Raw genomic sequence first — 24,570 nt, 5'->3', positions numbered from 1 at the left:
CCTCCGTGGCTACTGCTTCGGGTAGAGCTGTTCGGCGTAGGACGGACCGTAGTATTCCCGCAGTTCCTCCACCGTCTCGGGAGCCTGAGGAATCAACGCTTTCGTCAGCGTCGCGACGTCGGGGATGGCGTCGGCATCCCAGGTCTCGGGCTGCCACAGCTTTGACCGCATGAACGCCTTCGCGCAGTGATGGAATACCTGCTCGATGTCGACGACCAGACACATGATCGGGCGGTGGCCCTTGACCTGCAGTTCGTCGAAGAACGGGGCGTCGGTGACCAAGGAAGCGCGACCGTTGACGCGGAGGGTGTCACCGCGACCGGGGACGAAGAAGTTCAGCCCGACGAACGGGTTCTCGAGAATGTTGCGATAGCCGTCCATCCGGCGGTTGCCCGGCCGTTCGGCGAGAGCGATCGTGGCGTCGTCGAGGACGTGCACCAGGCTCCCGGGCGGATCGCCCTTGGGCGAAACGTCGCATCGCCCGCTCGCGTCCGAGGTCCCGATGAGGCAGAACGGTGAGGCAGCGAGCCACTGCACGTCCAGAGGGTGCAGCGTGCGCCGGTCCTTGTTGGCGGCTCGGAAGCTCGGCTCTCCGAACATCTCGGTCAGTTCGGCGGCGTCGCGCACCGTGGTCCACTCCATGACCGTGAATGTTATCGACACGGACTTGCGGGCGGGAAGCGCATTTTCACGGTCGGTGCACCACCGGTGACGAACGGACGCGATCGCCTGAGAGGATGTTCCACGTGAGTAACCAAGCGTGGATCATCGTCGCGGCGATCGCTGCCGTCCTGCTCGTCGTCCTCGTCGTCGGGCTGGTTCTCTCCCGTCGCCGGAGAGTGTCCCTCAAGTCGGACGAGGCAGCGCGAATCGAGGGCGCGGCCACCAAGGACAAATCCGGTGGCTACACCGCGGGTAGCGGCTTCTCGTTCAGTCAGGGAACGGCGACAGCCGAGCCTGTTGCCCCGAAGGCCCCCAGGCCCGAGCCGAAGCCGGTCGTGCCGAAGCCTGCCGAGGCGAAGCCGGTCGAGAACATTCCCGTCGAGTCCACGCCGGTCGAGCGGCCGCCGGTGGTACCCACGCCTGAACCGGTCGAATCGGAGACCGTCTGGATCGAACCGGAGGTGTCCGAGCCGGAGGCCCCGGCAACCGATGCCACCGTCGAAGATCCCGTTGCTCCCGAGCCGTCGGTGGCCGACACCGTTGCTCCCGCGCCTCGCCGCTTGGACACCATCGAACCGACCGAGGGACGACTCGACCGTCTCCGTGGCCGGCTGGCACGATCTCAGTCCGCGGTGGGCAAGAGCCTGCTCGGCCTCCTCGGCGGCGGCGACCTGGACGAGGACTCGTGGGAAGAGGTCGAGGACACCCTCCTGATCGCCGATATCGGTTCGGCCACCACCGCGGAGATCATGCGGACGCTGCGTGAGCAGATGGCGGCGCGCAGTATTCGCACCGAAGCCGACGCCAGGGCTCTGCTGCGCGAGATCCTCGTGGCGCAGCTGCACCCCGAGTTCGATCGTTCGATTCGCGCGTTGCCGCACGACGGCGCGCCCGCGGTGTTGCTGGTGGTGGGGGTCAACGGAACCGGCAAGACCACGACCACGGGCAAACTGGCTCGCGTGCTGGTCGCGGACGGGCGGCGGGTGTTGCTCGGTGCCGCCGACACGTTCCGCGCCGCTGCGGCCGATCAGCTGCAGACCTGGGCCGAGCGAGTGGGTGCCGAGGTGGTTCGCGGCAAGGAGGCCGCGGATCCGGCTGCTGTCGCCTTCGACGCGGTGAGCAAGGGGATCGAGAACGGCGTCGATGTGGTTCTGATCGACACCGCGGGACGATTGCACACCAAATCGGGTCTGATGGACGAACTGAGCAAGGTCAAGCGAGTCGTCGAGAAGCGTGCCCGCGTGGACGACGTTCTGCTCGTTCTCGACGCAACCGTGGGCCAGAACGGACTGACGCAGGCCCGTGTCTTCGCCGAAATCGTGAACATCACGGGAGTCGTGCTGACCAAGCTCGACGGAACCGCGAAGGGTGGCATCGTTTTTCAGGTGCAACGTGAACTCGGAGTGCCCGTCAAGCTCGTCGGTCTCGGCGAGGGTGCCGACGATCTGGCACCGTTCGAGCCGGGTGCCTTCGTCGACGCGTTGCTGGGCTGATCTCGACTCGGGGGCAGTTCCCGAACCGGGGCAAAAGCACAAACGCCAGCACGAAACCTTTTTGCAACAGAATTCGGTCATGCGTTCACATGCCCGAAACACCCGAGTGTCACGGATGAAACTTCGTGAAACCACTCTTCTTGCGTAACGGCGCGCCAACCGGTGTGCAGGAGAATGGAGGGTGTACGTGAGTCCCGAGGATATGTTGGCCAACTCCGGCAACGCCGCGTGGATGCTGATGGCAGCATCGCTGGTACTGCTGATGACGCCGGGCTTGGCGTTCTTCTACGGCGGTATGTCGCAGTCGAAGTCCGTGTTGAACATGATGATGATGTCGTTCGGAGCAATGGCCGTCGTCTCGATCATCTACTTCCTGTGGGGATGGTCGATGTCCTACGGAACCCAGGACATCGGCGGTGTCTTCGCCAACCCGTTCGAGTTCTTCGGACTCAAGGATTCGATCACCGATGCCGACGGTAACTACATCGCCGGCGCATGGGGCTACGCCAACATCATCGACGTGGCATTCCAGGTCACCTTCGCCATCATCACGGTGGCACTGATCAGCGGCTCGATCGCCGGCCGTGTCAAGTACGGCACCTGGCTCGCCTTCGCCGGTATCTGGGTCACCCTCGCCTACTTCCCGCTGGCTCACATGGTCTGGGGCGGCGGACTGCTCTCCGGATCCGAGAACGGGCTGGCGGCAATGATCTTCGGAACCACCGACGACGGAGAGGGCGGACTCGTCGCCAGCGTCGCTCCGATCGACTTCGCCGGTGGCACGGTGGTGCACATCAACGCCGGTATCGCCGGCCTGATTCTGGCGATCATCATCGGCAAGCGCGCAGGCTTCGGCAAGGTCGCCTACCGCCCGCACAACCTTCCGTTCGTCATGCTCGGCGCAGCGCTGCTGTGGTTCGGCTGGTTCGGATTCAACGCAGGCTCCGCCTTCGCCGCCGACGGCATCGCCGGCGTGGCCTGGGTCAACACCACCGCCGCCACGGCAGCCGCGATCGTGGGCTGGCTCATCACCGAGCGCATTCGTGACGGTCACGCCACCAGCCTCGGCGCCGCCTCGGGCATCGTCGCAGGTCTGGTCGCCATCACTCCGGCCGCAGGCACGCTCACGCCGGTCGGTGCCATGATCCTCGGCGTCGTCGCCGGTGTGCTCTCCGCACTCGCGGTCGGACTGAAGTTCAAGTTCGGCTACGACGACTCGCTCGACGTCGTGGGCGTTCACCTCGTCGCAGGACTGTGGGGAACGATCGGAATCGGCTTCCTCGCATCCGAGACCGGCCTGTTCTACGGCGGCGACTACAAGCAGCTCGTCGTGCAGATCGTCATCGCACTGTTCGCGCTGGTCTTCACCGCCATCGTCACCGCGGTCATCGCGTTCGCGCTCAAGCCCCTCGGCTGGCGCGTCTCCGACGAGGAGGAGGCGAACGGCATCGACGAAGCCGAGCACGCTGAGACTGCATATGATTTCGCCTGACAAGGTAGAGATAGACGTGAACGCTGCACCGTACGACAACGGGCACTCGAGGTCTTGTGAAGGGAAGCAAAAATGAAGCTGATCACGGCAATCGTCAAACCGTTCACCCTGGAGGACGTCAAGACGGGGCTGGAGCAGGCCGGCGTACTCGGAATGACAGTCAGTGAAGTTCAGGGATACGGCCGCCAGAAGGGCCACACCGAGGTGTACCGAGGTGCGGAGTACTCCGTCGACTTCGTCCCGAAGGTCCGTGTCGAGGTAGTCGTCGACGACGCCGCTGTGGAGAAGGTCGTCGAGGTCATCGTCGAGGCTGCACGCACCGGCAAGATCGGTGACGGCAAGGTCTGGGTTTCCCCGGTCGACTCGGTCATCCGAGTCCGCACCGGAGAACGTGGCGCTGATGCACTCTGACCCCAAAGGGTCTCGGGCCGTGGGCCCCGGTTCTGGCGCGAAAGCGTCAGGATCGGGGCCTTCGGTCTCCATGGGCTCCGCATCGAAGGGCACGAGCGATGCTGCAGCAGATCTCGCTCGGGCCAGAAAACAATTGCTCGACGGCGGAACACGCAATCGTCGACTCGATGCACCCTCGCTCCGGCAGGCTCTGGTCGATCTGCACGAGTTCTGGCTGACCACCAAAGGTGCAGAGCTCGGGATCAAACCGGACTCCGGTTTCGCGATCGTCGCCGTAGGCGGTCTTGCTCGACGCGAACTGCTGCCGTACTCGGATCTGGACCTGATACTGCTGCACGACGATCTCGAACCACGCATCGTCTCCGATGTCGCCGACAAGCTCTGGTACCCGTTGTGGGACGCACACATCAAGCTCGACCACAGCGTGCGAACGGTGCCACAGGCTCTGCAGGTGGCGGCGGCCGACATGACGGCATCTCTCGGCATGCTCGAGGCGCGGCACATCGCCGGCGACGTCGAATTGAGCAACCTCCTCATCGGCGGCGTACGTCGCCAGTGGCGCAACGGTATTCGAGGGCGCTTCGACGAGCTGATCGAGCAGACCCGCGGGCGGTGGTCGCGCAGCGGTGAGATTGCACACCGCGCCGAACCCGATCTCAAGAGCGGCCGCGGAGGGCTGCGTGATGTTCAGTTGCTCGACGCCCTCTCCATCGCGCAGTTGACCGACGGCATGCCCGGGCTCGGGCCCGAATCGCCCGGTGGCGGTTTGGCCTTCGCACACGGACGCCTGTTGGACGTGCGCACCGAACTGCACCGCGTCGCCGGTCGAGCACGGGATCAACTGCGGGCGCAGGACGCCGACGAGATCGGTGCCGCGCTGCGGATCGGAGACCGCTTCGATCTCGCTCGCGTACTGAGCGATTCGGCCCGCACCATCAGCTACTCGGTCGACGTCGGACTGCGCACCGCCGGCAATTCGCTTCCCCGAAAGGGTCTTTCACGCCTTCGTCGAGTTCCGATCCGGCGGCCGCTGGACGAGGGGGTCGTCGAACACGGCGGCGAGGTCGTTCTCGCCCGCGACGCGCGGCCGAACAAGGATCCGGGTCTGATCATGCGTGTCGCTGCGGCGTCGGCGCAGACCGGAATGCCGATGTCGGCCTCGACCCTGAACCGACTGTCCGACAGCGCGCCCGAGCTCCGCGAACCCTGGCCGAAGGAAGCCCTCAACGATCTGCTCGTGTTGCTCGGATCGGGTCGCAAAGCCATCGCGGCCATCGAAGCTCTCGATCGAACCGGACTGTGGGGCAGGCTCATTCCGGAGTGGGGCGCGGTACGCGATCTGCCACCGCGAGATGCCGTGCACACGTGGACAGTCGATCGGCACCTGGTCGAAACTGCAGCCTACGCAAGCGCATTGACCACCCGAGTTGCGCGTCCGGACCTGTTGGTGCTCGGCGCGCTGATCCACGACATCGGCAAGGGACGCGGCGGCGACCACAGCGTCGTCGGTGCAGATCTGGCCATCCAGATCGGCAACAGGCTAGGACTGTGGCCGTCCGACGTGGCACTGCTGACGTCGATGGTGAGATACCACCTGCTGCTGCCGGAGACCGCCACCAGACGCGACCTCGACGACCCGGCAACCGTGCAAACCGTCGTCGACGCCCTCGGTGCCGACACCATCTTGCTCGAGCTGCTCCACGCACTGGCGGAGGCGGATTCGCTCGCCACCGGACCGGGGGTGTGGGGCGACTGGAAGGCCTCGCTCATCCGCGAGCTCGTGCGCCGTTGCCGATTGGTGATGGCGGGGGAGAGTCTGCCCTCTCCGGATCCACTCGACCCTGCGCACGTCGAACTCGCAGCGCGGGGAGGCGTCCATGTCGACATCGCGCCGACCGACGGGCTGCACACCTTCGTCGTCACCGTCATCGCCCCCGACACGCCCGGTCTGCTCTCCGACGCCGCAGGAGTCCTCGCGCTGCATTCGCTTCGCGTTCTCTCGGCCTCCCTCGGAAGTCACGAGGGATCGGCGATCAACTCGTTCGACGTCGCGCCGCTCTTCGGATCCCCGCCACAGGCCGGTCTGCTGCGGCAGGAAATCATCCGAGCCCAGGCCGGCGAACTCGACCTCGTCGCCGTGCTCGACGCCAAGGAACGCGACGCCAGAGCCGAAACCGTCGAGGACGATGCCGAGGATTCTGCAGTCCCGGTTCTCTACGCCCAAGCTCCGCCTCGGGTGCTGTGGTTCGACGACAACGAACCCGGGCAGGTGGTGCTCGAGCTACGAGCAGAGGACCGGCTCGGTCTGCTCTGCCGACTGGCCAGTGCGATCGAACAGCAGGGATCGGACATCCGGTGGGCCCGCGTCTCGACCCTGGGTAGCTCGGTGGTCGACTCCTTCTGCATCGACCTTGCGGGAGCCGACAGCAGGGCGGTTCGCGAGGACCTCGAGCGCGCGATCCTCGCGGTGGTACCTGCCCCGGAACCGCCCAAGCCCCCGGAAAAGCCCGAAGGCACCTGACCGCGGGTCGGAATGCGAGAGCAGACCGACTCGCGCTGGTGACTATTCACGAACTTCCGGCCACCGGGCCTTGCGCCGATGCCGATTTGTTACATTCGTCCCAGACGCAGAAACGACACTCTCGACCGTTCGAGCGACCACCACACTGCTCGAACCACGTCGTTCCTGCAGGCTCCACACTGCTCGAACCACGTCGTTCCTGCAGGCTCCACACTGCTCGAACCACGTCGTTCCTGCAGGCTCCACTCCTGATCTTTCGAGAGGCACCAACTGTGGGATCCCACCGACGGTCGACCGTCCACACACCGACCGACATCGCGGCGCGTCCGACGAGCGGCAGACACCGCGCCGTACAGGACACACCCGACCTCGGCCGACGGGCGGCAACCATCGTCGCCGCGACGGGCGCGATCGTCGTCGGCGCCACGACGATGGGTGCCGGTACCGCAGGTGCCGCGCCGATCCCCGAGCCACCCGCAGCAGGACTGCCGTTCGCCGTACCGGAGGGTCTGCTGCCCGCGGGATTCGAGCTGCCCCAGTTCGAGCTCCCGCAGTTCCTTCCCCCACAGTTAGCGCCACCGCCCGCACCGTCTCAGCCTGCGCCGCCCGAGGCCGCGCCTACCGCACCCGCGCCTGCTGCGGAACCTGCACCGGCACCGGCACCGACCGCCGACCCACTGGCCTCGTTCGGAGTCGCCGATCCCGGTGCTGCCGCCCAGCAATGGCTCGACGACGTCGGCCTGGGGCAGTTGGGTGCGGAGTCTCCTCTCGACAGCCTGCGCTCGCTGAAGAAGGGCACAGTGCAGCCCGTGGCAGGAGTGTTGACGTCCAACTTCGGCTCGCGATGGGGAACCCAGCACAGCGGCCTCGACATCGCGGCACCCATCGGAACGCCCATCTACGCCGCCGCTGACGGCACCGTGTCCGACGCAGGACCGGCATCCGGCTTCGGTCTCTGGGTCAAGGTGCGGCACGACGACGGCACCGAGACGGTCTACGGGCACGTCAACGACTTCTCGGTTCAGCCCGGTCAGCGCGTGGCGGCCGGTGAGCAGATCGCAACCGTGGGCAACCGCGGCCAGTCGACCGGCCCACATCTGCACTTCGAGGTACACGATCCCTCCGGCGTCAAGGTCGACCCCGCGCAGTGGCTCGCGACGCGGGGAGTTGCAGTGACGTGGAACGATTCCGCGCGCCTGGCCTGACTCGACATCGCCACGTTCGACACGACAGTCGAACGCCCCAGAGACGACGCGGCGTGCTGCCGCTAGTGTGGTGACCGTGCCGGATTCGGCTCGTTTTCGGTGATCGGCTAGCTCAGGAGTGCAATCGGTGTTCGAATCCCTTTCCGACAGGTTGACCGGGACTCTCAAGGACCTGCGTGGCAAAGGTCGACTGTCCGACGCGGATATCGACGCCACTGCCCGTGAGATCCGTCTTGCCCTGCTCGAAGCGGACGTGGCACTGCCCGTCGTACGTGAGTTCATCAGCCGCATCAAGGCCCGGGCCAAGGGTGCCGAGGTCTCGGGCGCGCTCAACCCCGCCCAGCAGGTAGTCAAGGTCGTCAACGAGGAACTGGTCGGCATCCTCGGCGGCGAGACTCGCAGGCTCGTGTTCGCCAAGAACCCGCCAACGGTGATCATGCTCGCCGGTCTGCAGGGTTCGGGTAAGACGACCCTGGCGGGCAAGCTCGCGAAATGGCTCAAGGGCCAGGGCCACACCCCACTGCTCGTCGCGTGCGACCTCCAGCGTCCCGGTGCCGTGAGCCAGCTGCAGATCGTGGGCGAGCGCGCCGGTGCCGCCGTCTTCGCGCCGCATCCGGGCACGTCCATCGGTGGCGGCGACAATGCACTCGGAGTCTCGGCCGCGGATCCCGTCGAGGTCGCTCGGGCCGGCATCGCCGAGGCTCGAAGCAAGCAGTACGACGTGGTCATCGTCGACACCGCTGGTCGCCTCGGCATCGACACCGAGCTGATGAGTCAGGCCGCGGGAATTCGTGACGCGGTCCAGCCGGACGAGACACTGTTCGTTCTCGACGCGATGGTCGGCCAGGATGCCGTCAGTACCGCCGAGGCGTTCCGTGACGGCGTCGGCTTCACCGGTGTCGTTCTCACCAAGCTCGACGGCGATGCTCGCGGCGGTGCCGCGCTGAGTGTCCGCGAGGTCACCGGCCAGCCGATCATGTTCGCGTCGACCGGTGAGAAGCTCGAGGACTTCGACGTCTTCCACCCCGATCGCATGGCCAGCCGCATCCTCGGCATGGGCGACGTGCTGAGCCTCATCGAGCAGGCCGAGCAGCACTTCGATGCCGAGCAGGCCGAGGCGACGGCCAACAAGATCGGCTCGGGGCAACTCACGCTCGACGACTTCCTCGAGCAGATGATGGCCGTCCGCAAGATGGGACCCATCGGAAACCTGCTGGGTATGCTGCCCGGTGCCGGGCAGATGAAAGAGCTCGCCAACGTCGACGAGAAACAACTCGACCGCGTGCAAGCGATCATCCGCGGCATGACGCCACAGGAGCGGAACGACCCGAAGATCATCAACGCGTCGCGTCGACTCCGTATCGCGAACGGCTCGGGCGTCAAGGTCTCCGACGTCAATCAGCTCGTCGACCGATTCTTCGAGGCGCGCAAGATGATGTCTGCGATGGCCGGTCGGATGGGAATGCCGGGCGCGCGCAAGCAGGTGCGGAACAACAAGAAGGGCAAGAAGGGCAAGAAGGGTGCACGCGGCCCGACGCAGCCGAAGATCCGCGGTGGATTCCCGGGCATGCCGGGCGGAATGCCTGCCGGAATGCCCGACCTGTCGTCCATGCCCAAGGGCCTCGACCAGTTGCCACCGGGGCTCGAAGGCATCGATCTGTCGCAGCTGAAACTACCCAAGAAGTAAGCGCGCACGTGTCGGCGATGCGGGTGCGGGGCCGCGGACTGCCGGACGGGTCCGAGATCGATCTGTGGATCGAGGGTGGCGTCCTGTCCACGGAGCCGATCGCGGATGCCGATCTCGTTCACGACGGCGGCTGGATTCTGCCCGGTCTGGTGGACGCCCACTGCCATGTCGGAATCGAGTACGGCGGGGGACACACGGACCTGATCGGGTCGATCCGCCAGGCCGAGACCGAGCGAGGCGTCGGCGCGCTGCTGTTGCGCGACGCCGGGTCTCCGGTGGACACGCGCGAGCTGGACGAATACGAGGACCTTCCCCGCATCATCCGAGCGGGCCGTCACATCGCATCACCGAAGCGCTACATCCCGGGTCTGGCAATCGACATCGAGGACGAATCGCAGCTGCCCGAGGCGGTGGCCCAACAGGCACGATTCGGCGATGGCTGGGTCAAGCTCGTCGGCGACTGGATCGATCGTTCGGTGGGAGATCTCCGACCGCTGTGGAACGACTCGATCCTCGTCGACGCCATCGCCGCTGCCCACGCCGAGGGCGCGCGGGTGACCGCACACGTCTTCGGTGAGGATGCCCTGCCCGGATTGATCGCGGCGGGAATCGATTGCATAGAACACGGCACCGGCCTGACCGACGAGACCGTCGAGATGATGGTCGATCACGGCACCGCACTGGTACCGACGCTGATCAACATCGAGACGTTCCCCGGCATCGCCGACTCCGCCACCCGGTATCCCGTCTACGCCCGGCACATGCGGGCGCTGCACGAACGCGTCGCCGATACCGTCGGACGAGCTCACGACGCAGGCATTCCGATCTACGCAGGCACCGACGCAGGCGGTTCGATCGCGCACGGTCGTATCGCCGACGAGGTCGCCGCACTCGCGGCCGTCGGACTCTCACCGACCGATGCACTCGGTGCCGCCTGCTGGGAGGCCCGGTCGTGGCTGGGTCGACAGGGGCTCGAACACGGCGCGCCCGCCGATCTCGTGGTCTACGCCGAGGATCCGCGAGGCGGACCGGATGTGCTGTCCAACCCGGATCTGGTGATCCTTCGCGGACGAGTGACCGACCGGCGTGGTCGCACGACGAGTGGATCGACGGTCCGGGGGTGACCGACCCGGGTGACGGCGCAGGACGAGCCGATCCCGACCGCCCCAGCTGGGCCGGTCTGGCTCCGATGAATCACGTTCATCAGCAAGGATCGGGACTGTCCGAAACCTACTGGCGCGCCGAGCAGGCCGCGCTCGAACGCAGACGCGACCAACGGTGGGGACTGCCGGCCGCGGCACTGGTGCTGGGGCTCAATCTGGCCGGATTCCTGGTGCTCGGCCTCGTCGTGACGTCGGACGCCTCGGCCGTCTTCGTGGTGGGCATCATGATCCCGAGCCTGCTCGCCACGGGAGTGGCGGTGGCCATCTCGAAGTCGCGGGGCAACGGCCCCGTCGTCGACTTCGGCCTCCCCAGATCCATCCCCGAATTTCTCGGGCACCTCCGATCCGGGTTGGCGTGGGGTGGCGTCGCCGTGGTCGGCGGCATAGTGCTGGCTCTGATTCTGTTGTCCCGTATCGAAGTCGGCGACCCGACGCCCCTCGGCGCGGTCACGGATACGGCCGTCGGCTTGAAAATCGTTCTGGCCCTGTGGATTTGGCTCGGTGCACCGATCTGCGAGGAAACGATGTTCCGCGGCATGCTGTGGGGAGCGCTCGAGAAACGCACCCGCCCGATGCCGATGGCCTGGTTGGGCAACCGATGGGTGGTCCTGGCGATCACCGCGGTGTTGTTCGCGGTGTGGCACCGAGAGTGGTGGCGCCTGGTGGTGCTGTTGTGGGGAGGATTCGCAATCGGCATCGCTCGAATGCGTTCCGGTTCGATCGTCGCGTCGATCACGGCACACTCGTTGAACAACACCCTTCCTGCCCTGGTGGTCCTGCTCGCCTGACGGGAGTGGTTCTGCGGGCCCGATTCACCGATAGTGCGACCCGTCTGGCACAATGAACAGCTGTTCGCCCGTCATCCGGTTACGTACCGAGCGGCGGTCACAACACCCTTCAACGCAAAACCGGGTTCGCATGCCGTGCGGACCGCTGAATTGCGCCGTGACCAACTTTCGAAAGGCTCCACCAGAACATGGCTGTCAAGATCAAGCTCATGCGTATCGGCAAGATCCGCACCCCGCACTACCGCGTCGTCATCTCCGATGCCCGCACCCGTCGTAACGGCCGTGCGATCGAGACCATCGGCACGTACGAGCCCAAGCAGGACCCCAGCATCATCGAGATCAACTCCGAGCGGGCGCAGTACTGGCTGAGCGTGGGCGCACAGCCGACCGAGCCGGTCGAGGCTCTGCTCAAGATCACCGGCGACTGGCAGAAGTTCAAGGGCCTCCCCGGTGCCGAGGGAACCCTCCGCCTCGCCGAGCCCAAGCCGTCCAAGCTCGACCTGTTCAACGCCGCACTGGCGCAGGCCGATTCCGAGCCCCAGGGCGAGGCCACCACCGCCAAGAAGAAGAAGGCTCCCAAGGCCGACGACGCCGCTGCGGAGACCACCGACGCTGCAGCAACCGAGACGGCAGACGCGCCGGCCGCCGAGGCTGCTGAGAAGTGAGTGCCGTTGTCGCCGATGCCGTCGAACACCTCGTTCGCGGCATCGTCGCCAATCCCGATGACGTTCGCGTCGAGATGATCACCGGCCGTCGGGGCCGCACCGTGGAGGTCCACGTGCACCCCGACGATCTGGGCAAGGTCATCGGCCGTGGCGGTCGTACCGCTACGGCACTGCGCACTCTCGTCTCGGGAATCGGTGGTCGCGGCATCCGCGTCGACGTGGTCGACACGGACCAGTAGGTCACGTACCCATCATGGAGCTGGTCATCGGCCGTGTCGCGAAGTCGCACGGCATCAAAGGCGAAGTCGTCGTCGAGGTCCGCACCGACAACCCCGACGACCGCTTCGCCGAAGGAACCGTTCTGTCGGGCCGCAAGCCTCGATCGAACGCCGAGCCAGCCTCGTACACAGTGGACGCCGTCCGGGAACACTCCGGGCGGCTTCTGCTGCGTCTGAACGGTATCGACGACAAGACGGCCGCCGACCAACTCAGGGGCATTCTGTTCGTCGTCGAATCCACCGATCTTCCGCCGTCCGACGACCCGGACGAGTTCTACGACCACGAACTCGAAGGGCTCACGGTGATCCTGACCGACGGCACCGTCGTGGGAACGGTCCGCGAAGTTCTCCACTCCGCAGCGGGGGAGCTGCTCTCCATCACGCCGAATCCGAGGCCCGGCGAAGCAGCACGCGCCGAAATCCTCGTGCCGTTCGTAGCGGCCATCGTGACGACGGTGTCGTTGGCAGACAAGACGATCGAGATCGATCCGCCCGAGGGTCTGCTGGATCCGGAGTAGATCGTGCGCCTCGACGTCGTCACCATCTTTCCCGAGTACCTCACGCCGCTCCGAACCGCGTTGCTGGGCAAAGCAATCGACCGCGGCCTGGTCTCGGTCGAGGTCCACGATCTGCGGTCGTGGACTCATGACGTGCACAAGGCCGTCGACGATTCGCCCTACGGCGGCGGACCGGGAATGGTCATGAAGCCGACCGTCTGGGGAGACGCACTCGACGACGTGCTGACCGACGATTCTCTCCTCGTCGTTCCGACGCCTGCCGGCGTCCCGTTCACCCAGCGGACAGCCGAGCGGTGGTCCTCCGAAAAGCATCTCGTATTCGCCTGCGGCCGATACGAAGGCATCGATCAACGAGTGTTCGACGATGCCGCACGTCGGGTCCGTGTCGAGGAAGTCAGCATCGGCGACTACGTGCTCATCGGCGGCGAAGCGGCTGTTCTCGTCATGGCCGAGGCCGTGGTGCGGCTGATGCCAGGGGTTCTCGGCAATCAGCAGTCGCACCAGGAGGATTCGTTCTCCGACGGTCTGCTCGAGGGGCCGAGTTACACGCGTCCCGCACAGTGGCGTGATCTCGACGTTCCGCAGGTACTGCTCTCGGGTGATCACGCCAAGATCGCTGCGTGGCGCCGACAGCAGTCACTGGACAGGACCGCCGAGCGTCGTCCGGACCTGTTGCAGGACTGACGAATTCAGCTGACGGTGCCGTCGGGGAAGAGCATCGAGACGAATCCGGTGAGAGTGTCCCTGGCATGCAGCGCGCTGGCGTCGTCACTGACGTCGACCACCGCGGTGTCCGGATAACTTTCCAAGTCGTCGGCGTAGAAGATGTCCTCGCGTGACGACAGAGCCAGAACGTAGCGGTTGTCGACACCGATGGTGCCCGTCGACAGGTGTACCCACCGATCGGACACGCAGCACATCCAGCCCTGTTTCACAGCGTGCACACTCTCGCCGGGCAAACCGTCGACGATCCCGAAGTGCTGCTTGTAGCCGTCCGCGGCAATCGGTGCCGAACGGCGCAGCATTCCGATCACGATGTCCGTGGATGCCGTGGTCAGACCGCCGCTGCCGTTGAGCAACCCCGCGTAGTAACCGACCAGGTCGCTGGGCGTGGTCTCGGTGTTGTACCACTCGTCGTCCCCGGGCGGCGTGGTGCTCGTCAAGCCGTAGCGAGCCGCGACCGTGCGCACGATCTCCGACGAGCCGTAGCGATACCAGAGCGTGTACGCGGCGTTGTCGTCGGACAACTCGAGCATGCTCGTCATGGTGGTCAGGTCGTCGGCAGAGACAGGACGGTTCTCCGACTGTGCTCGGAACAACACCTCGTCGGCGATGAACAGCTTGGATACCGATGCGGTTTCGACCTGGATATCGGCATTGCTGCTGTAATAGGAGCCCGTCTGACGATCCAACAGTGCGAAATCGACGTCGGCACCGCGGGCCTGGGCCGACGCGATCGCCATCGGGATACGAGCTTCGAGGGCTACGCCGTCGACCTTTTTCATGTCGGGAAAGGGCGACGCCGACGTCTCGGCGGTGTCCTTCGAGGCGGAGTCACCGACCTGGTCGTCGGGAGGAGCCGAGCATCCGGCCAGTATCAGGGAGGCGCAGGCTGCAGCCAGGAACCGAGACCCCCTGACCATCCGCGTATCTCTCCCACACGTTGAACCGCTGACCGACTTGTCCCACAGTAGCGGTAGGGTCCATCGCCGTGACCACTGCTCTGAAATCTGTGAACAAGCGCATAGCCGAAGAACTCGACGTTCGTGAAGAACAGGTTCGTGCCGCCGTGGAACTGCTCGACGGCGGGTCGACGGTCCCGTTCATCGCGCGCTACCGCAAGGAAGTCACCGGCACTCTCGATGACACGCAACTGCGTCAGCTCGATGAGCGACTTCGGTATCTGCGCGAGCTCGACGAGCGCAGAGACGCCGTCATCGAGTCCATCCGCTCGCAGGGCAAGCTCGACGACGCGCTGGAGCAGTCGCTGATGCTGGCCGACACCAAGGCGCGCGTCGAGGACATCTATCTGCCGTTCAAGCCCAAGCGTCGAACCAAGGCTCAGATCGCGCGTGAGGCCGGGCACGAGCCCGTCGCCGACGCTCTGTTCTCCGACCCCACCACCGACCCGGCCCAGTTCGATCAGGAGCAACTCGACGGCGCACGGGCGATTCTCGTCGAGCGCTTCGCCGAGGACGCGGACCTGGTGGGCGAGCTGCGCGAACTGATGTGGACATCCGGCAAGCTCGTCGCGTCGGTTCGCAAGGGCAAGGAGGAGGAGGGTGCCAAGTTCTCCGATTACTTCGAGTTCTCGGAACCGTTCACGAGCCTGCCCTCGCACCGAATCCTCGCCACGCTCAGAGGCGAGAAGGAAGAAATACTTTCCCTCGGTTTCGAGCCCGAGCGCGACGAACCGACCCCCGGGGTGCCGAGTGTCTACGAAGGTCGGATCGCGACCAAGTTCGGGATCGAGAATCGAGGACGGCCTGCCGACAAGTGGCTGCTCGATACCGTCCGATGGGCGTGGCGCACCAAGATGCTGGTGACCGTCTCCCTCGACACTCGTATGCGACTGCGTCAGTCGGCCGAGAAGGACGCCGTCGACGTCTTCGCGAGCAACCTCAAGGATCTGCTGCTCGCCGCACCGGCCGGCAACCGCACCACCATGGGCTTGGACCCGGGCTTCCGTACCGGCACCAAGGTCGCCATCGTCGACGCCACCGGCAAGGTCGTCGACCACGACACCATCTACCCGCACAAGCCGCAGGGCAAGTGGGATCAGGCGGTGGCCACCCTCGCCGGCCTGGCCGCCAAGCACAAGGTCGAACTGATCGCCATCGGCAACGGCACCGCATCGCGTGAAACCGACTCGCTGGCAGCAGAATTGATCGCCAAGTTCCCTGCCGCCAACCTGACCAAGGTGGTGGTGTCCGAGGCCGGAGCGTCGGTGTACTCCGCTTCCGCGTACGCCTCGAGCGAGCTGCCCGAACTCGACGTCTCGATCCGCGGTGCCGTCTCGATCGCCCGCAGGTTGCAGGATCCGCTGGCCGAGTTGGTCAAGATCGATCCCAAGTCCATCGGCGTCGGGCAGTACCAGCACGACATCTCCGAAACCCTGCTGGCCCGTTCCCTCGGGGCCGTCGTCGAGGACGCGGTGAACGCCGTCGGCGTCGACGTCAACACCGCGTCGGTTCCGTTGCTCTCGCGGGTCTCCGGTATCGCCGGCTCTCTCGCCGAGAGCATCGTGGCGCACCGCGACCAGAACGGTCCGTTCTCCAGCCGCAGCACGCTCAAAGATGTACCTCGTCTGGGCCCCAAGGCTTTCGAGCAGTGCGCCGGATTCCTTCGTATCTCCGGGGGAGAGGATCCCTTGGACCGGTCGAGTGTTCACCCGGAGGCGTATCCCGTCGTGCGGCGCATCGTCGGCAAGGCAGGCCTGGGTGTGCGCGAGGTAGTCGGTAACACGGCTCTGCTGAGAGGTCTCGACCCTGCCGAATTCGTGGACGAGCGATTCGGTCTGCCCACCGTCACCGACATCATTTCCGAACTCGAGAAGCCGGGTCGCGACCCTCGCCCCGAGTTCAAGACCGCCACCTTCGCCGCCGGTATCGAGAAGGTCGCCGATCTGAAGCCGGGTATGACGCTCGAAGGTGTCGTGACCAACGTGGCAGCGTTCGGCGCGTTCGTCGACGTCGGTGTGCACCAGGACGGGTTGGTGCACGTCTCGGCGATGTCGCACAACTTCGTCAAGGACCCCCGCGAGGTGGTCAAGTCCGGTGACGTGGTGCGCGTCAAGGTCATGGAGGTCGACCTCCCGCGGCAGCGCATCGGCCTGAGTCTGCGGCTGGACGACGAGCCCGGTGCCGGTGGCGGCAAGGACGCCTCTCGCGGACAGCAGCCCGACCGGCCCCGAGGCCAGGGCAGAGCTGCGGGCAGCGGCCAGAGCAACCGAAGTCGAGACGTGCGCCCACAGCGCGGCGGCGGCCAGTCGGCAGCACCGGCGGCCGGTTCCATGGCCGATGCGCTTCGGAAGGCGGGATTCGGAAAATAGCGGGCGGATCCTCGGGTCGATGCTGCCCTGGGCGGTCCCGAACACGAATAGTGTGAACGGTGATTCGCCGGTCGTTCGGCCGTTCGGCAGGAAGGACGTGAGCCACACGTGAGGTGGTTGCAACACGGGGTCATCGATCACGGCCGCCTGCCGCTGCTGTGCTTCCTACTGGGGCTGTTGCTGGGGTTCCTGCTGATCCGACTCAGCGTCAGGATGATTCGCGCAGATGTGAAGTGGTGGCCGGGAAACATCACGCCCGGCGGTCAGCACATCCACCATGTCGTCTTCGGGATCGTGTTGATGCTGCTGGCGGGGATCGGCTTGATCGCGGTGTACGTCGACGGTTCCGAGTCGGTCGGGGCGATGCTGGCCGCGATCTTCGGTATCGGGGCAGCTCTCGTCCTCGACGAGTTCGCGTTGATCTTCTATCTCCGCGATGTCTACTGGTCCGAACAGGGGCGCACGTCGGTGGACGCCGTGTTCGCGGCAGTGGGATTCACCGGCCTGCTGCTGCTCGGCTTGCACCCTCTGGAGCTGCTCAGCCCGGCCGGCTTCCGGGCCGATCCCGACCCGTGGGTGCGCGGCACCCTTGCGGTGTTGGCCCTGGCCAATCTCGCGCTGGGTGTCGTCGTACTGCTCAAAGGAAAGATCTGGACCGGACTGCTCGGGCTGTTCGTCCTGCCGATCCTCGTTCTGGCCGCAGTGCGGTTGAGCAGGCCGAGTGCCCCGTGGGCGAGGTGGCGGTACACCACCAGGCCGAAGAAGATGGAACGCGCACTGCGCCGGGAGAAGCGGTGGCGACGGCCGATCATTCGGGCCAAGATCTATCTTCAGGACGCGATCGCAGGCAAGCCGAGCATCGTGCATGCACGTGAGGCCACGGAGCAAGAATTGGCGCGGACGGTACTGCCTGCGCCGATGCCGAGCGGGACGGCGGCGAGCCGAGAAGCGCCGATTTCGTCGAACGCCTGATGGTCTGGCACAATGGTCGGGTTGCCTCTAGCAGGCACGGACCTCACTCGGAGTACGAACCAGTCGAGCCGCTGTGTCAGCGAGCCGCTCGGTTCCTCTACTCATGCGCAGAACGCAAGGATGGCACAACCGATGAACACTCTGGACTTTCTCGACAATCAGTCGCTGCGTAGCGACATCCCCGATTTCCGCCCCGGCGACACGCTGAACGTGCACGTCAAGGTCATCGAAGGCTCGAAGGAGCGCATTCAGATCTTCAAGGGCGTCGTCATCCGACGTCAGGGCGGTGGCGTTCGCGAAACGTTCACGGTCCGCAAGGTCTCGTTCGGCGTCGGTGTCGAGCGCACCTTCCCGGTGCACAGCCCCAACATCGCTCAGTTCGAGGTCCTCACCCGCGGTGACGTCCGTCGCGCCAAGCTCTACTACCTCCGTGATCTGCGTGGCAAGGCCGCCAAGATCAAGGAAAAGCGCTGACCGGTTCCGCCCGGACACATCAGTTCACACCATGCCGCGTTGCCCGTCAGGGCGACGCGGCATGGTGCGTTCTGCCCGCGATCGGCCCGCATTCAACCCTGCCGACGGGCGGATCGAGAGCCGCGAACCGCCCATGCGCAGACCGTCCGGCCGTGCGGGTGACGGTTCCGGCTAACCTGATCACGTGACGCAGTCCCCACAGGATCCAACCGACGAGCCCGACGACGAGTCTTCACGGATCAAGCGTCGGGAACGCAAGCCCCGATCGTTCTGGCGTGAGCTCCCCATTCTGATTCTGGTAGCGCTGGTACTGAGTTTTCTGCTCCAGACATTCGTCGCACGGGTGTATCTGATCCCGTCCGAATCGATGGAGCCGACCTTGCACGGCTGCACCGGCTGCACCGGTGACCGCATCGTGGTGGAGAAGATCGGATACCGGTTCGGCGACCCGAAGCCCGGCGACATCGTCGTCTTCCGTGGCCCGGATTCGTGGAACGACGAATTCGTGTCACAGCGGTCCGACAACTCGGTGATTCGTGGCGCCCAGGAAGTCGGCTCGTTGATCGGAGTCGTCGCGCCCGACGAGAACGATCTGGTCAAGCGCGTCATCGCCACCGGCGGTCAGACCGTCGAATGTTGTGACGACCAGGGAAGAGTGCTCGTCGACGGACAGCCGTTGGACGAGCCGTACATTCAGATGGATTTCCCGTTCACCCCGGGAACGATGACGTGCGACACCGAACTGAAGTCCGGACGATGCTTCGACCCCGTCACCGTGCCGGAGGGCAACGTCTGGGTCATGGGTGACAACCGGAGCAACTCGCGAGATTCCCGGTATCACGTCACCGACGAATTCACCGGAACCGTTCCCCTCGACAACGTGATCGGGAAGGCCGTGTTCATCGCGCTGCCGCCGTCACGAACCGGCATCCTGGATTCTCCCGACATTCAGGGTCGATGACGGCAACCCCGCGACGTGCGCCGCGTGCGCGCGCAACTCTGACTCGGTCGTCGTGGCCGCCGCGTCCGATCATCCGACGAGCGGCCGGATTGCGGACGATGGAGTCTGCGTTGGAGCGGGGCGGACTCGGTCCGGTCGCAGGAGTCGACGAAGCGGGAAGAGGAGCCTGCGCCGGTCCGTTGACGGTCGCAGCGTGTGTTCTCGGGCCGCGCGCACATGCCGCCCTGGCGGATCTGGACGACTCGAAGAAGTTGACCGAGCGACGACGCGAAGAGCTCTTTCCCAAGATCCAGAGGCTGGCACTGGCATGGAGTGTGGTGTCGATCGATGCGGCCGAGGTCGACCGCATCGGGGTCCACGTGGCGAACATCGAAGGAATGCGACGCGCTGTTGCCGGGCTCGGCATGAACCCGGGCTACGTACTCACCGACGGCTTTCGGGTGCCCGGCCTTCCGGTTCCGTCGCTACCGGTGATCGCCGGTGACGCCACCGCAGCGTGCATCGCCGCGGCGAGCGTGCTCGCGAAGGTCTCCCGGGACCGATTGATGGTGCAGTTGGACGAAACGATTCCCGGCTACGGATTCGCCGTGCACAAGGGGTACAGCACCCGTGCTCACTCGGCCGCCATGACCGCTCTCGGGCCCAGCCGCGAGCATCGAATGTCCTACGCGAATGTCGCAGCGGCCGCCGCGGGGCTTTCTCCTGACGCCGTCGACGCCCTGGGGCGAATGGACTGCCGCGACGCCGGTACGCGATGATTGCTGTTCACGCCCGACTGGAGGATGAAAGAGACCGATGAGTGCCGAAGATCTCGAAAAGTACGAAACCGAGATGGAGCTCTCGCTGTATCGCGAGTATCGGGACATCGTGGGTCAGTTCAACTACGTCGTCGAAACCGAGCGGCGGTTCTATCTGGCGAACTCCGTAGAACTCATTCCGCACAACGCCGACGGTGAAATCTACTTCGAATTGCGCATGTCCGACTCGTGGGTGTGGGACATGTATCGCCCCGCCCGTTTCGTCAAGCATGTCCGGGTGATCACCTTCAAGGACGTCAACATCGAAGAGTTGGACAAACCAGATCTTCGTCTGCCGGAATAGCTCCTCGTCCGAGGCTGGGGCCTGACGGAGTCGCCCTGAGCGTCGGATGTCGGATCAGCCTGCTGCGGACCACCCGATGCGATGCGGTCGTGCTGTACCGATCGTTTTGCCACCCGAAAAATTGGACGCCCGGCCAAATCGGTCCGCATGTCCTGTTTCCGTGTTCGGTGTCACGGAAAGTTGTTCCCCGTCCAATGGTGCACGGCGGTTGCGATCGGGTTTCCCGTGTGAAATCGATTGCGCAACAAAGCTATTCGAATTGGTCGATTAGTCGCTCGAAATGCTGGACAATTTCTGCACCGATATTCGTCGATTCGACACGTCACGAAACGCCTGCAGTTCTTTGCGTGGATACGAGAATGGGTGGTAGAACTTGAATATCACATCCCCCAGACGTGTAAGAGGTACGAGATGGCACGCAAGACGCTTGTGCAGATGATCGACGATGTGGACGGATCGGTCATCAAAGACGGTCAAGGTGAATCCATCGAATTCGGCATCGGTGGAAACCAGTACCGCATCGATTTGAACCTCAAACATGCCAACGAATTGCACGAACAGTTGGCATTCTGGATCGAGCACGCCGAGAAGATTTCCGGACGCCGCACCCGTAAGGGCGGCGCTGCGTCGGCACCGGCTCGCGGCAAGGTGGATCTGCAGGACATTCGAGCATGGGCCCGCGAGAACGGTCACGAGGTCAGTGCCCGCGGCCGTATCAGTCAGGATGTGCAAGCGGCCTACGAGGCTGCTCACTGACCGTCCTTTCGCGAACCGAGGCTCGGTGTCTCGGCAGCACGTTTTGCGTATCGGCACTTTCGATGTCGGTATCGACAAGCCGCATCAGCTCCGTCCGATTCTTTGAATCAGGACGGAGCTTTTTGCGTATCGAGTCCGCTTTCGCCCGGCGGCTCGGACACGCTACGAGCCATAGCACGGCGGTCCGACACGGTGGACTGATCGCCGCCGACAATCGGACCGTTCGTCCACAGTCGAGCAGTTGTCCACAGGGCAATTTCCCACCTGCGCTTTCTTCGCTTCTCCTCTTTCGGGTCGTGCCACCGTCGAGACGACCGAATCGGCCGCAATGCACGGTCGGAGAGTGGAGGAATGGCGGACATGGCAACCAACCAGAAACTCGGTGCGCGCGGTGAGGAACTCGCGGTGCGCCATCTCGAGGACATCGGTCTCGAGGTGATCGAGCGGAACTGGCGGCATCGTTCCGGAGAACTCGACATCATTGCGCGCGATGGCGAGACGGTGGTGTTCGTCGAAGTGAAGACTCGATCGGGAATCGGATACGGAACACCCGCCGAAGCGGTGACGTACACGAAACAGACTCGAATCAGAGGGCTGGCGCTGCGGTGGCTTTCGCTGCAGCAGGGACCGTGGGTGCAGATCAGATTCGACGTGATCGCGATCGTGGTCGGTCGCCACGAGGAACCGGTCATCACGCACGTTCGGGCCGCGTTCTGATGCCACTCGGGAGAGCGCATTCGGTGGCGGTCAACGGGGTCGACGGTGTGCTGGTGGAAATCGAAGCCGATATCGGGCAGGGCCTACCTGGCACACATCTTGTCGGTCTTCCCGATACTGCGCTGAACGAATCGCGTGACCGGGTCAAAGCCGCTGTGAAGAACTCGGGCGGTACCTGGCCGGACAGTCGGGTGATTCTCGCTCTGTCGCCCGCGACGTTGCCCAAGGGCGGATCGGTGTACGACCTCGCACTCGCGTTGTCGGTTCTCGATGCCGCGAAGGCGATTCCGCGTGGATGCCTGTCCGAGACCGTGTTTCTGGGTGAGCTGGCACTCGATGGGAGGCTGCGCGCAGTCCGTGGGGTCCTGCCCGGGGTGCTCGCGGTCAAGAGTGCGGGCTGGCAGCGAGTGGTCGTTCCGCTGCAATGTCTGCCCGAGGCGGGTCTGGTGGACGGAATCGAGGTGCTGGGTGCGGGTTCGCTCGGGGACGTGGTGGCCTGGCTTCGTGGTGAGCAGGCCCTCGAATCACCCGTCCCGACCGAATGGCACGAGGAGATCTATCCGGACCTCAGTGATGTTGCCGGACAGGCCGATGCGCGATGGGCTCTGGAGGTCGCCGCCGCAGGCGCACATCACATCATGTTGACCGGGCCACCGGGCATCGGAAAAACGATGTTGGCGCAACGTCTTCCGGGGATTCTGCCGCCGCTGACCGAATCCGAAGCGCTCGAAGTGACAGCCATCCACTCGGTGGCGGGCCTGTTGACCACGGCGCGGCCGCTCATCACGTCACCGCCGTTCATCGCGCCGCATCATTCGACCTCGGTGAGTGCCTTGGTCGGGGGCGGAACCGGAATGGCCAAACCGGGGGCAGTCAGCCGCGCACATCGCGGAGTCCTGTTTCTGGACGAGTGCGCCGAGATGAGCGTCCGGGTACTCGAGGCGTTGCGTACTCCGTTGGAGGACGGAGAGATTCGTATTGCCCGTCGTGACGGTGTGGCCAGGTATCCGGCCAGGTTTCAGTTGGTTCTCGCAGCCAATCCGTGTCCGTGTGCGCCTGCGCGGCAGGTCGACTGCGTCTGCCCGCCCACAGCGCGACGCAAATATCTCGGCAAGCTGTCCGGGCCATTGCTGGATCGCGTCGATCTGCGAATTCAGATGATGGGTGTCGCGACAGGTGCACTGGTCGACGAGGTGGGGGAGGGTACGAGCGAAATTCGCGCACGCGTGACGGGGGCCAGGGACGCCGCCGCGCAGCGGTGGCGAGAGTTCGGCTGGAGGACCAATGCGGAGGTTCCCGGACCCGCTCTGCGCCAACGATTTCGATTGGCACGCTCGACGCTCGCTCCGGTCGAGCGTGCGTTGCGCAACGGATCGCTGACCGCGCGCGGCGCAGACCGAGCCATTCGGGTGGCGTGGACGCTGAACGATCTCGCCGGTGGTTCGGTCCCCGGTGCCGACGAGGTCGGAGCCGCGTTGGATTTCCGTGACAGGGGAGTGGCATGACGCACGACGCGCGTCGACTCGCCTGGGCGTATCTCTCTCGCGTGGCGCAGGGTCCGCATCGGCCGGTGGTCGATCATGCTGCAGCGCACGGTCCCGAAGCGACGGCAGAAGCCGTGCGGGCGGGCAGGTTGGGGGAGCGGCTCGCGGTCCGCGCCCACATCGACACCGCGGCAGCAGATCTCGATCACATCGCTGCGCTCGGTGGTCGGTTGATCACGCCGGACGACGACGAGTGGCCGGCGTGGCGATTTCTCGGATTCGACGGACCGGGTATGACCGCAGGGGTGGATACCTGCCCACCGATTGCGTTGTGGGCACTGGGAACTCGGCCGGTCGCAACGATCACCGAGCGTTCGGTGTCCATCGTCGGGACACGCGCCTCGAGTCCCTACGGTGATCATGTGACGGCGGAGATATCCGCCGATCTGGCGCTCGACGGGTGGACCGTCATTTCGGGAGCCGCTTTCGGTATCGACGCCGCGGCGCACCGGGCGGCTCTCGGAGTCGAGGGTACGACGATGGCGGTACTCGCCTGTGGCGTCGATCGTGCGTATCCAGCGGGCCATTCGCGGTTACTGCGGCAGATCGCTGCCAGTGGCCTGGTTCTCAGTGAATACGCGCCGGGTACGACACCGGCGAAGCATCGTTTCCTCGCTCGCAACAGGCTCGTCGCGGCACTCGGATCGGCTGTGGTGGTCGTCGAGGCCGGGTGGCGCAGCGGTGCTCGCAACACAGCGGCGTGGGCGGCGAAATTGGGTAGGCCCGTGCTCGCGGTCCCTGGGCCGGTCACCTCGCCGACGTCCACGGGCTGCCACCGCATGATCCGGGACGGCGAGGCCGTGCTGGTGTCGAGCTCGCACGATGTGGTCGCCGAGGCGGGTGCACTCGGGTCCCCGGAGGAGCCTCGACCCGACCTCTTTCGGGAGACCGATGCGCTGTCGGACACCGCCCTGCTGATCTACGACGCGTTGCCGGCAACCGGTTCGGTATCGAGTAGAGAGCTGTCCGAGCACTCCGGTGTTCCGCTGAACAAGGTGCGCGCATCCCTGCCGGTACTGGAGATGGACGGTTTCGTCGCCAGCGACGAGACCGGATGGTTCCGCGTCGTGCGTGGGTGAGCGCACCACGATTCGAGAGCCTAACGGTAGG

24 protein-coding genes are annotated in these 24,570 nt (G+C 65.2%); 22 read left to right on the top strand and 2 right to left on the bottom strand.

Annotated elements, in window-relative coordinates; translation table 11 throughout:
- Positions 1–9: 9 nt before the first annotated feature.
- Positions 10–642, bottom strand: a complete 633-nt coding sequence (locus tag CH283_RS21155) for a pyridoxamine 5'-phosphate oxidase family protein (protein ID WP_068049570.1) — start codon at positions 640–642, stop codon at positions 10–12.
- A gap of 104 nt (positions 643–746) precedes the next feature.
- Between CH283_RS21155 and ftsY the strand changes: the two genes are divergently transcribed.
- The 12 genes from ftsY (at position 747) to trmD (ending at position 13,568) form a co-directional block, all read left to right on the top strand.
- Complete coding sequence (ftsY, locus tag CH283_RS21150) at positions 747–2,156, top strand: signal recognition particle-docking protein FtsY (RefSeq protein ID WP_068049579.1); 1,410 nt, start codon at positions 747–749, stop codon at positions 2,154–2,156.
- Between the two features lie 202 nt (positions 2,157–2,358).
- On the top strand, positions 2,359–3,648 hold the full coding sequence (locus CH283_RS21145) for an ammonium transporter (RefSeq protein ID WP_176460509.1): 1,290 nt from the start codon (positions 2,359–2,361) through the stop codon (positions 3,646–3,648).
- Positions 3,649–3,720: 72 nt separating this feature from the next.
- Positions 3,721–4,059, top strand: a complete 339-nt coding sequence (locus tag CH283_RS21140) for a P-II family nitrogen regulator (RefSeq protein WP_019664269.1) — start codon at positions 3,721–3,723, stop codon at positions 4,057–4,059.
- The gene (locus CH283_RS21135; RefSeq protein ID WP_094642435.1) at positions 4,049–6,580 is read left to right on the top strand and encodes a [protein-PII] uridylyltransferase; all 2,532 of its coding nucleotides are present in this window, start codon (positions 4,049–4,051) and stop codon (positions 6,578–6,580) included. The genes CH283_RS21140 and CH283_RS21135 overlap by 11 nt, the downstream gene beginning before the upstream one ends.
- A 272-nt stretch (positions 6,581–6,852) precedes the next feature.
- Complete coding sequence (locus tag CH283_RS21130; protein ID WP_094642212.1) at positions 6,853–7,785, top strand: M23 family metallopeptidase; 933 nt, start codon at positions 6,853–6,855, stop codon at positions 7,783–7,785.
- A 127-nt stretch (positions 7,786–7,912) separates the two neighbouring features.
- Positions 7,913–9,472 carry a signal recognition particle protein gene (gene ffh, locus CH283_RS21125; protein ID WP_068049621.1) on the top strand — a complete coding sequence of 520 codons (1,560 nt, stop codon included), beginning with the start codon at positions 7,913–7,915 and terminating at the stop codon, positions 9,470–9,472.
- 17 nt (positions 9,473–9,489) lie between these two features.
- On the top strand, positions 9,490–10,596 hold the full coding sequence (locus CH283_RS21120) for an amidohydrolase family protein (protein ID WP_094642433.1): 1,107 nt from the start codon (positions 9,490–9,492) through the stop codon (positions 10,594–10,596).
- Positions 10,593–11,423 carry a CPBP family intramembrane glutamic endopeptidase gene (locus CH283_RS21115; protein WP_176460480.1) on the top strand — a complete coding sequence of 277 codons (831 nt, stop codon included), beginning with the start codon at positions 10,593–10,595 and terminating at the stop codon, positions 11,421–11,423. Before CH283_RS21120 ends, CH283_RS21115 begins: the two co-directional genes overlap by 4 nt.
- Before the next feature lie 188 nt (positions 11,424–11,611).
- The gene (gene rpsP / locus CH283_RS21110) at positions 11,612–12,088 is read left to right on the top strand and encodes a 30S ribosomal protein S16 (protein ID WP_037189654.1); all 477 of its coding nucleotides are present in this window, start codon (positions 11,612–11,614) and stop codon (positions 12,086–12,088) included.
- Complete coding sequence (locus tag CH283_RS21105) at positions 12,085–12,327, top strand: RNA-binding protein (protein ID WP_027496687.1); 243 nt, start codon at positions 12,085–12,087, stop codon at positions 12,325–12,327. Before rpsP ends, CH283_RS21105 begins: the two co-directional genes overlap by 4 nt.
- Positions 12,328–12,341: 14 nt before the next feature.
- A complete protein-coding gene (rimM, locus tag CH283_RS21100; protein ID WP_094642210.1) occupies positions 12,342–12,884 on the top strand; it encodes a ribosome maturation factor RimM in 543 nt (180 codons plus the stop codon).
- 3 nt (positions 12,885–12,887) lie between these two features.
- Positions 12,888–13,568, top strand: a complete 681-nt coding sequence (trmD, locus tag CH283_RS21095; protein WP_068049592.1) for a tRNA (guanosine(37)-N1)-methyltransferase TrmD — start codon at positions 12,888–12,890, stop codon at positions 13,566–13,568.
- A gap of 5 nt (positions 13,569–13,573) precedes the next feature.
- Here trmD and CH283_RS21090 read toward each other — a convergent pair whose 3' ends face one another.
- Positions 13,574–14,527 carry a serine hydrolase gene (locus tag CH283_RS21090; protein ID WP_094642209.1) on the bottom strand — a complete coding sequence of 318 codons (954 nt, stop codon included), beginning with the start codon at positions 14,525–14,527 and terminating at the stop codon, positions 13,574–13,576.
- 68 nt (positions 14,528–14,595) lie between these two features.
- Between CH283_RS21090 and CH283_RS21085 the strand changes: the two genes are divergently transcribed.
- The 10 genes from CH283_RS21085 to dprA all read left to right on the top strand — a co-directional run bounded on the left by CH283_RS21085 (position 14,596) and on the right by dprA (position 24,539).
- A complete protein-coding gene (locus CH283_RS21085; protein ID WP_094642207.1) occupies positions 14,596–16,935 on the top strand; it encodes a Tex family protein in 2,340 nt (779 codons plus the stop codon).
- Between the two features lie 117 nt (positions 16,936–17,052).
- On the top strand, positions 17,053–17,907 hold the full coding sequence (locus CH283_RS21080; protein ID WP_094642429.1) for a hypothetical protein: 855 nt from the start codon (positions 17,053–17,055) through the stop codon (positions 17,905–17,907).
- A gap of 132 nt (positions 17,908–18,039) precedes the next feature.
- Positions 18,040–18,381: a 50S ribosomal protein L19 gene (rplS, locus tag CH283_RS21075; RefSeq protein ID WP_027496692.1), complete on the top strand. Its 342-nt coding sequence runs from the start codon at positions 18,040–18,042 to the stop codon at positions 18,379–18,381.
- A gap of 238 nt (positions 18,382–18,619) precedes the next feature.
- Positions 18,620–19,342: a signal peptidase I gene (gene lepB / locus CH283_RS21070; protein ID WP_255183298.1), complete on the top strand. Its 723-nt coding sequence runs from the start codon at positions 18,620–18,622 to the stop codon at positions 19,340–19,342.
- On the top strand, positions 19,339–20,100 hold the full coding sequence (locus CH283_RS21065; RefSeq protein WP_217901127.1) for a ribonuclease HII: 762 nt from the start codon (positions 19,339–19,341) through the stop codon (positions 20,098–20,100). The genes lepB and CH283_RS21065 overlap by 4 nt, the downstream gene beginning before the upstream one ends.
- 37 nt (positions 20,101–20,137) lie before the next feature.
- On the top strand, positions 20,138–20,443 hold the full coding sequence (locus tag CH283_RS21060; protein WP_008717288.1) for a DUF2469 domain-containing protein: 306 nt from the start codon (positions 20,138–20,140) through the stop codon (positions 20,441–20,443).
- A gap of 411 nt (positions 20,444–20,854) precedes the next feature.
- Entirely contained in the window at positions 20,855–21,199 is a 345-nt protein-coding gene (locus CH283_RS21055) for a histone-like nucleoid-structuring protein Lsr2 (protein WP_068049609.1), read from the top strand.
- A gap of 360 nt (positions 21,200–21,559) precedes the next feature.
- Positions 21,560–21,916, top strand: a complete 357-nt coding sequence (locus CH283_RS21050) for a YraN family protein (protein ID WP_094642426.1) — start codon at positions 21,560–21,562, stop codon at positions 21,914–21,916.
- Positions 21,916–23,421 (top strand): YifB family Mg chelatase-like AAA ATPase, encoded by a 1,506-nt coding sequence (locus tag CH283_RS21045; protein ID WP_068049610.1) that lies wholly within the window; start codon positions 21,916–21,918, stop codon positions 23,419–23,421. The genes CH283_RS21050 and CH283_RS21045 overlap by 1 nt, the downstream gene beginning before the upstream one ends.
- Positions 23,418–24,539: a DNA-processing protein DprA gene (gene dprA, locus CH283_RS21040; RefSeq protein ID WP_068282569.1), complete on the top strand. Its 1,122-nt coding sequence runs from the start codon at positions 23,418–23,420 to the stop codon at positions 24,537–24,539. The genes CH283_RS21045 and dprA overlap by 4 nt, the downstream gene beginning before the upstream one ends.
- The last annotated feature ends 31 nt before the right edge of the window (positions 24,540–24,570 follow it).

The organism is Rhodococcus sp. 05-2254-2 (assembly GCF_002259095.1).
In the GTDB taxonomy this organism is placed as follows: domain Bacteria; phylum Actinomycetota; class Actinomycetes; order Mycobacteriales; family Mycobacteriaceae; genus Rhodococcoides.
Note: the sequence above shows the minus strand (reverse complement) of the source record. Positions and strands in the feature narration are given on the sequence as shown.

Excerpts from the sequence above, each read along its gene's own strand:
- dprA (WP_068282569.1), top strand. The coding sequence starts at position 23,418 with ATGACGCACGACGCGCGTCGACTCGCCTGGGCGTATCTCTCTCGCGTG.
- CH283_RS21065 (WP_217901127.1), top strand. The coding sequence starts at position 19,339 with ATGACGGCAACCCCGCGACGTGCGCCGCGTGCGCGCGCAACTCTGACT.
- CH283_RS21045 (WP_068049610.1), top strand. The coding sequence starts at position 21,916 with ATGCCACTCGGGAGAGCGCATTCGGTGGCGGTCAACGGGGTCGACGGT.
- rpsP (WP_037189654.1), top strand. The coding sequence starts at position 11,612 with ATGGCTGTCAAGATCAAGCTCATGCGTATCGGCAAGATCCGCACCCCG.
- rplS (WP_027496692.1), top strand. The coding sequence starts at position 18,040 with ATGAACACTCTGGACTTTCTCGACAATCAGTCGCTGCGTAGCGACATC.
- CH283_RS21060 (WP_008717288.1), top strand. The coding sequence starts at position 20,138 with ATGAGTGCCGAAGATCTCGAAAAGTACGAAACCGAGATGGAGCTCTCG.
- CH283_RS21135 (WP_094642435.1), top strand. The coding sequence starts at position 4,049 with ATGCACTCTGACCCCAAAGGGTCTCGGGCCGTGGGCCCCGGTTCTGGC.
- CH283_RS21145 (WP_176460509.1), top strand. The coding sequence starts at position 2,359 with ATGTTGGCCAACTCCGGCAACGCCGCGTGGATGCTGATGGCAGCATCG.
- CH283_RS21050 (WP_094642426.1), top strand. The coding sequence starts at position 21,560 with ATGGCAACCAACCAGAAACTCGGTGCGCGCGGTGAGGAACTCGCGGTG.
- CH283_RS21140 (WP_019664269.1), top strand. The coding sequence starts at position 3,721 with ATGAAGCTGATCACGGCAATCGTCAAACCGTTCACCCTGGAGGACGTC.
- rimM (WP_094642210.1), top strand. The coding sequence starts at position 12,342 with ATGGAGCTGGTCATCGGCCGTGTCGCGAAGTCGCACGGCATCAAAGGC.
- CH283_RS21155 (WP_068049570.1), bottom strand. The coding sequence starts at position 642 with ATGGAGTGGACCACGGTGCGCGACGCCGCCGAACTGACCGAGATGTTC.
- CH283_RS21090 (WP_094642209.1), bottom strand. The coding sequence starts at position 14,527 with ATGGTCAGGGGGTCTCGGTTCCTGGCTGCAGCCTGCGCCTCCCTGATA.
- CH283_RS21120 (WP_094642433.1), top strand. The coding sequence starts at position 9,490 with ATGCGGGTGCGGGGCCGCGGACTGCCGGACGGGTCCGAGATCGATCTG.
- CH283_RS21055 (WP_068049609.1), top strand. The coding sequence starts at position 20,855 with ATGGCACGCAAGACGCTTGTGCAGATGATCGACGATGTGGACGGATCG.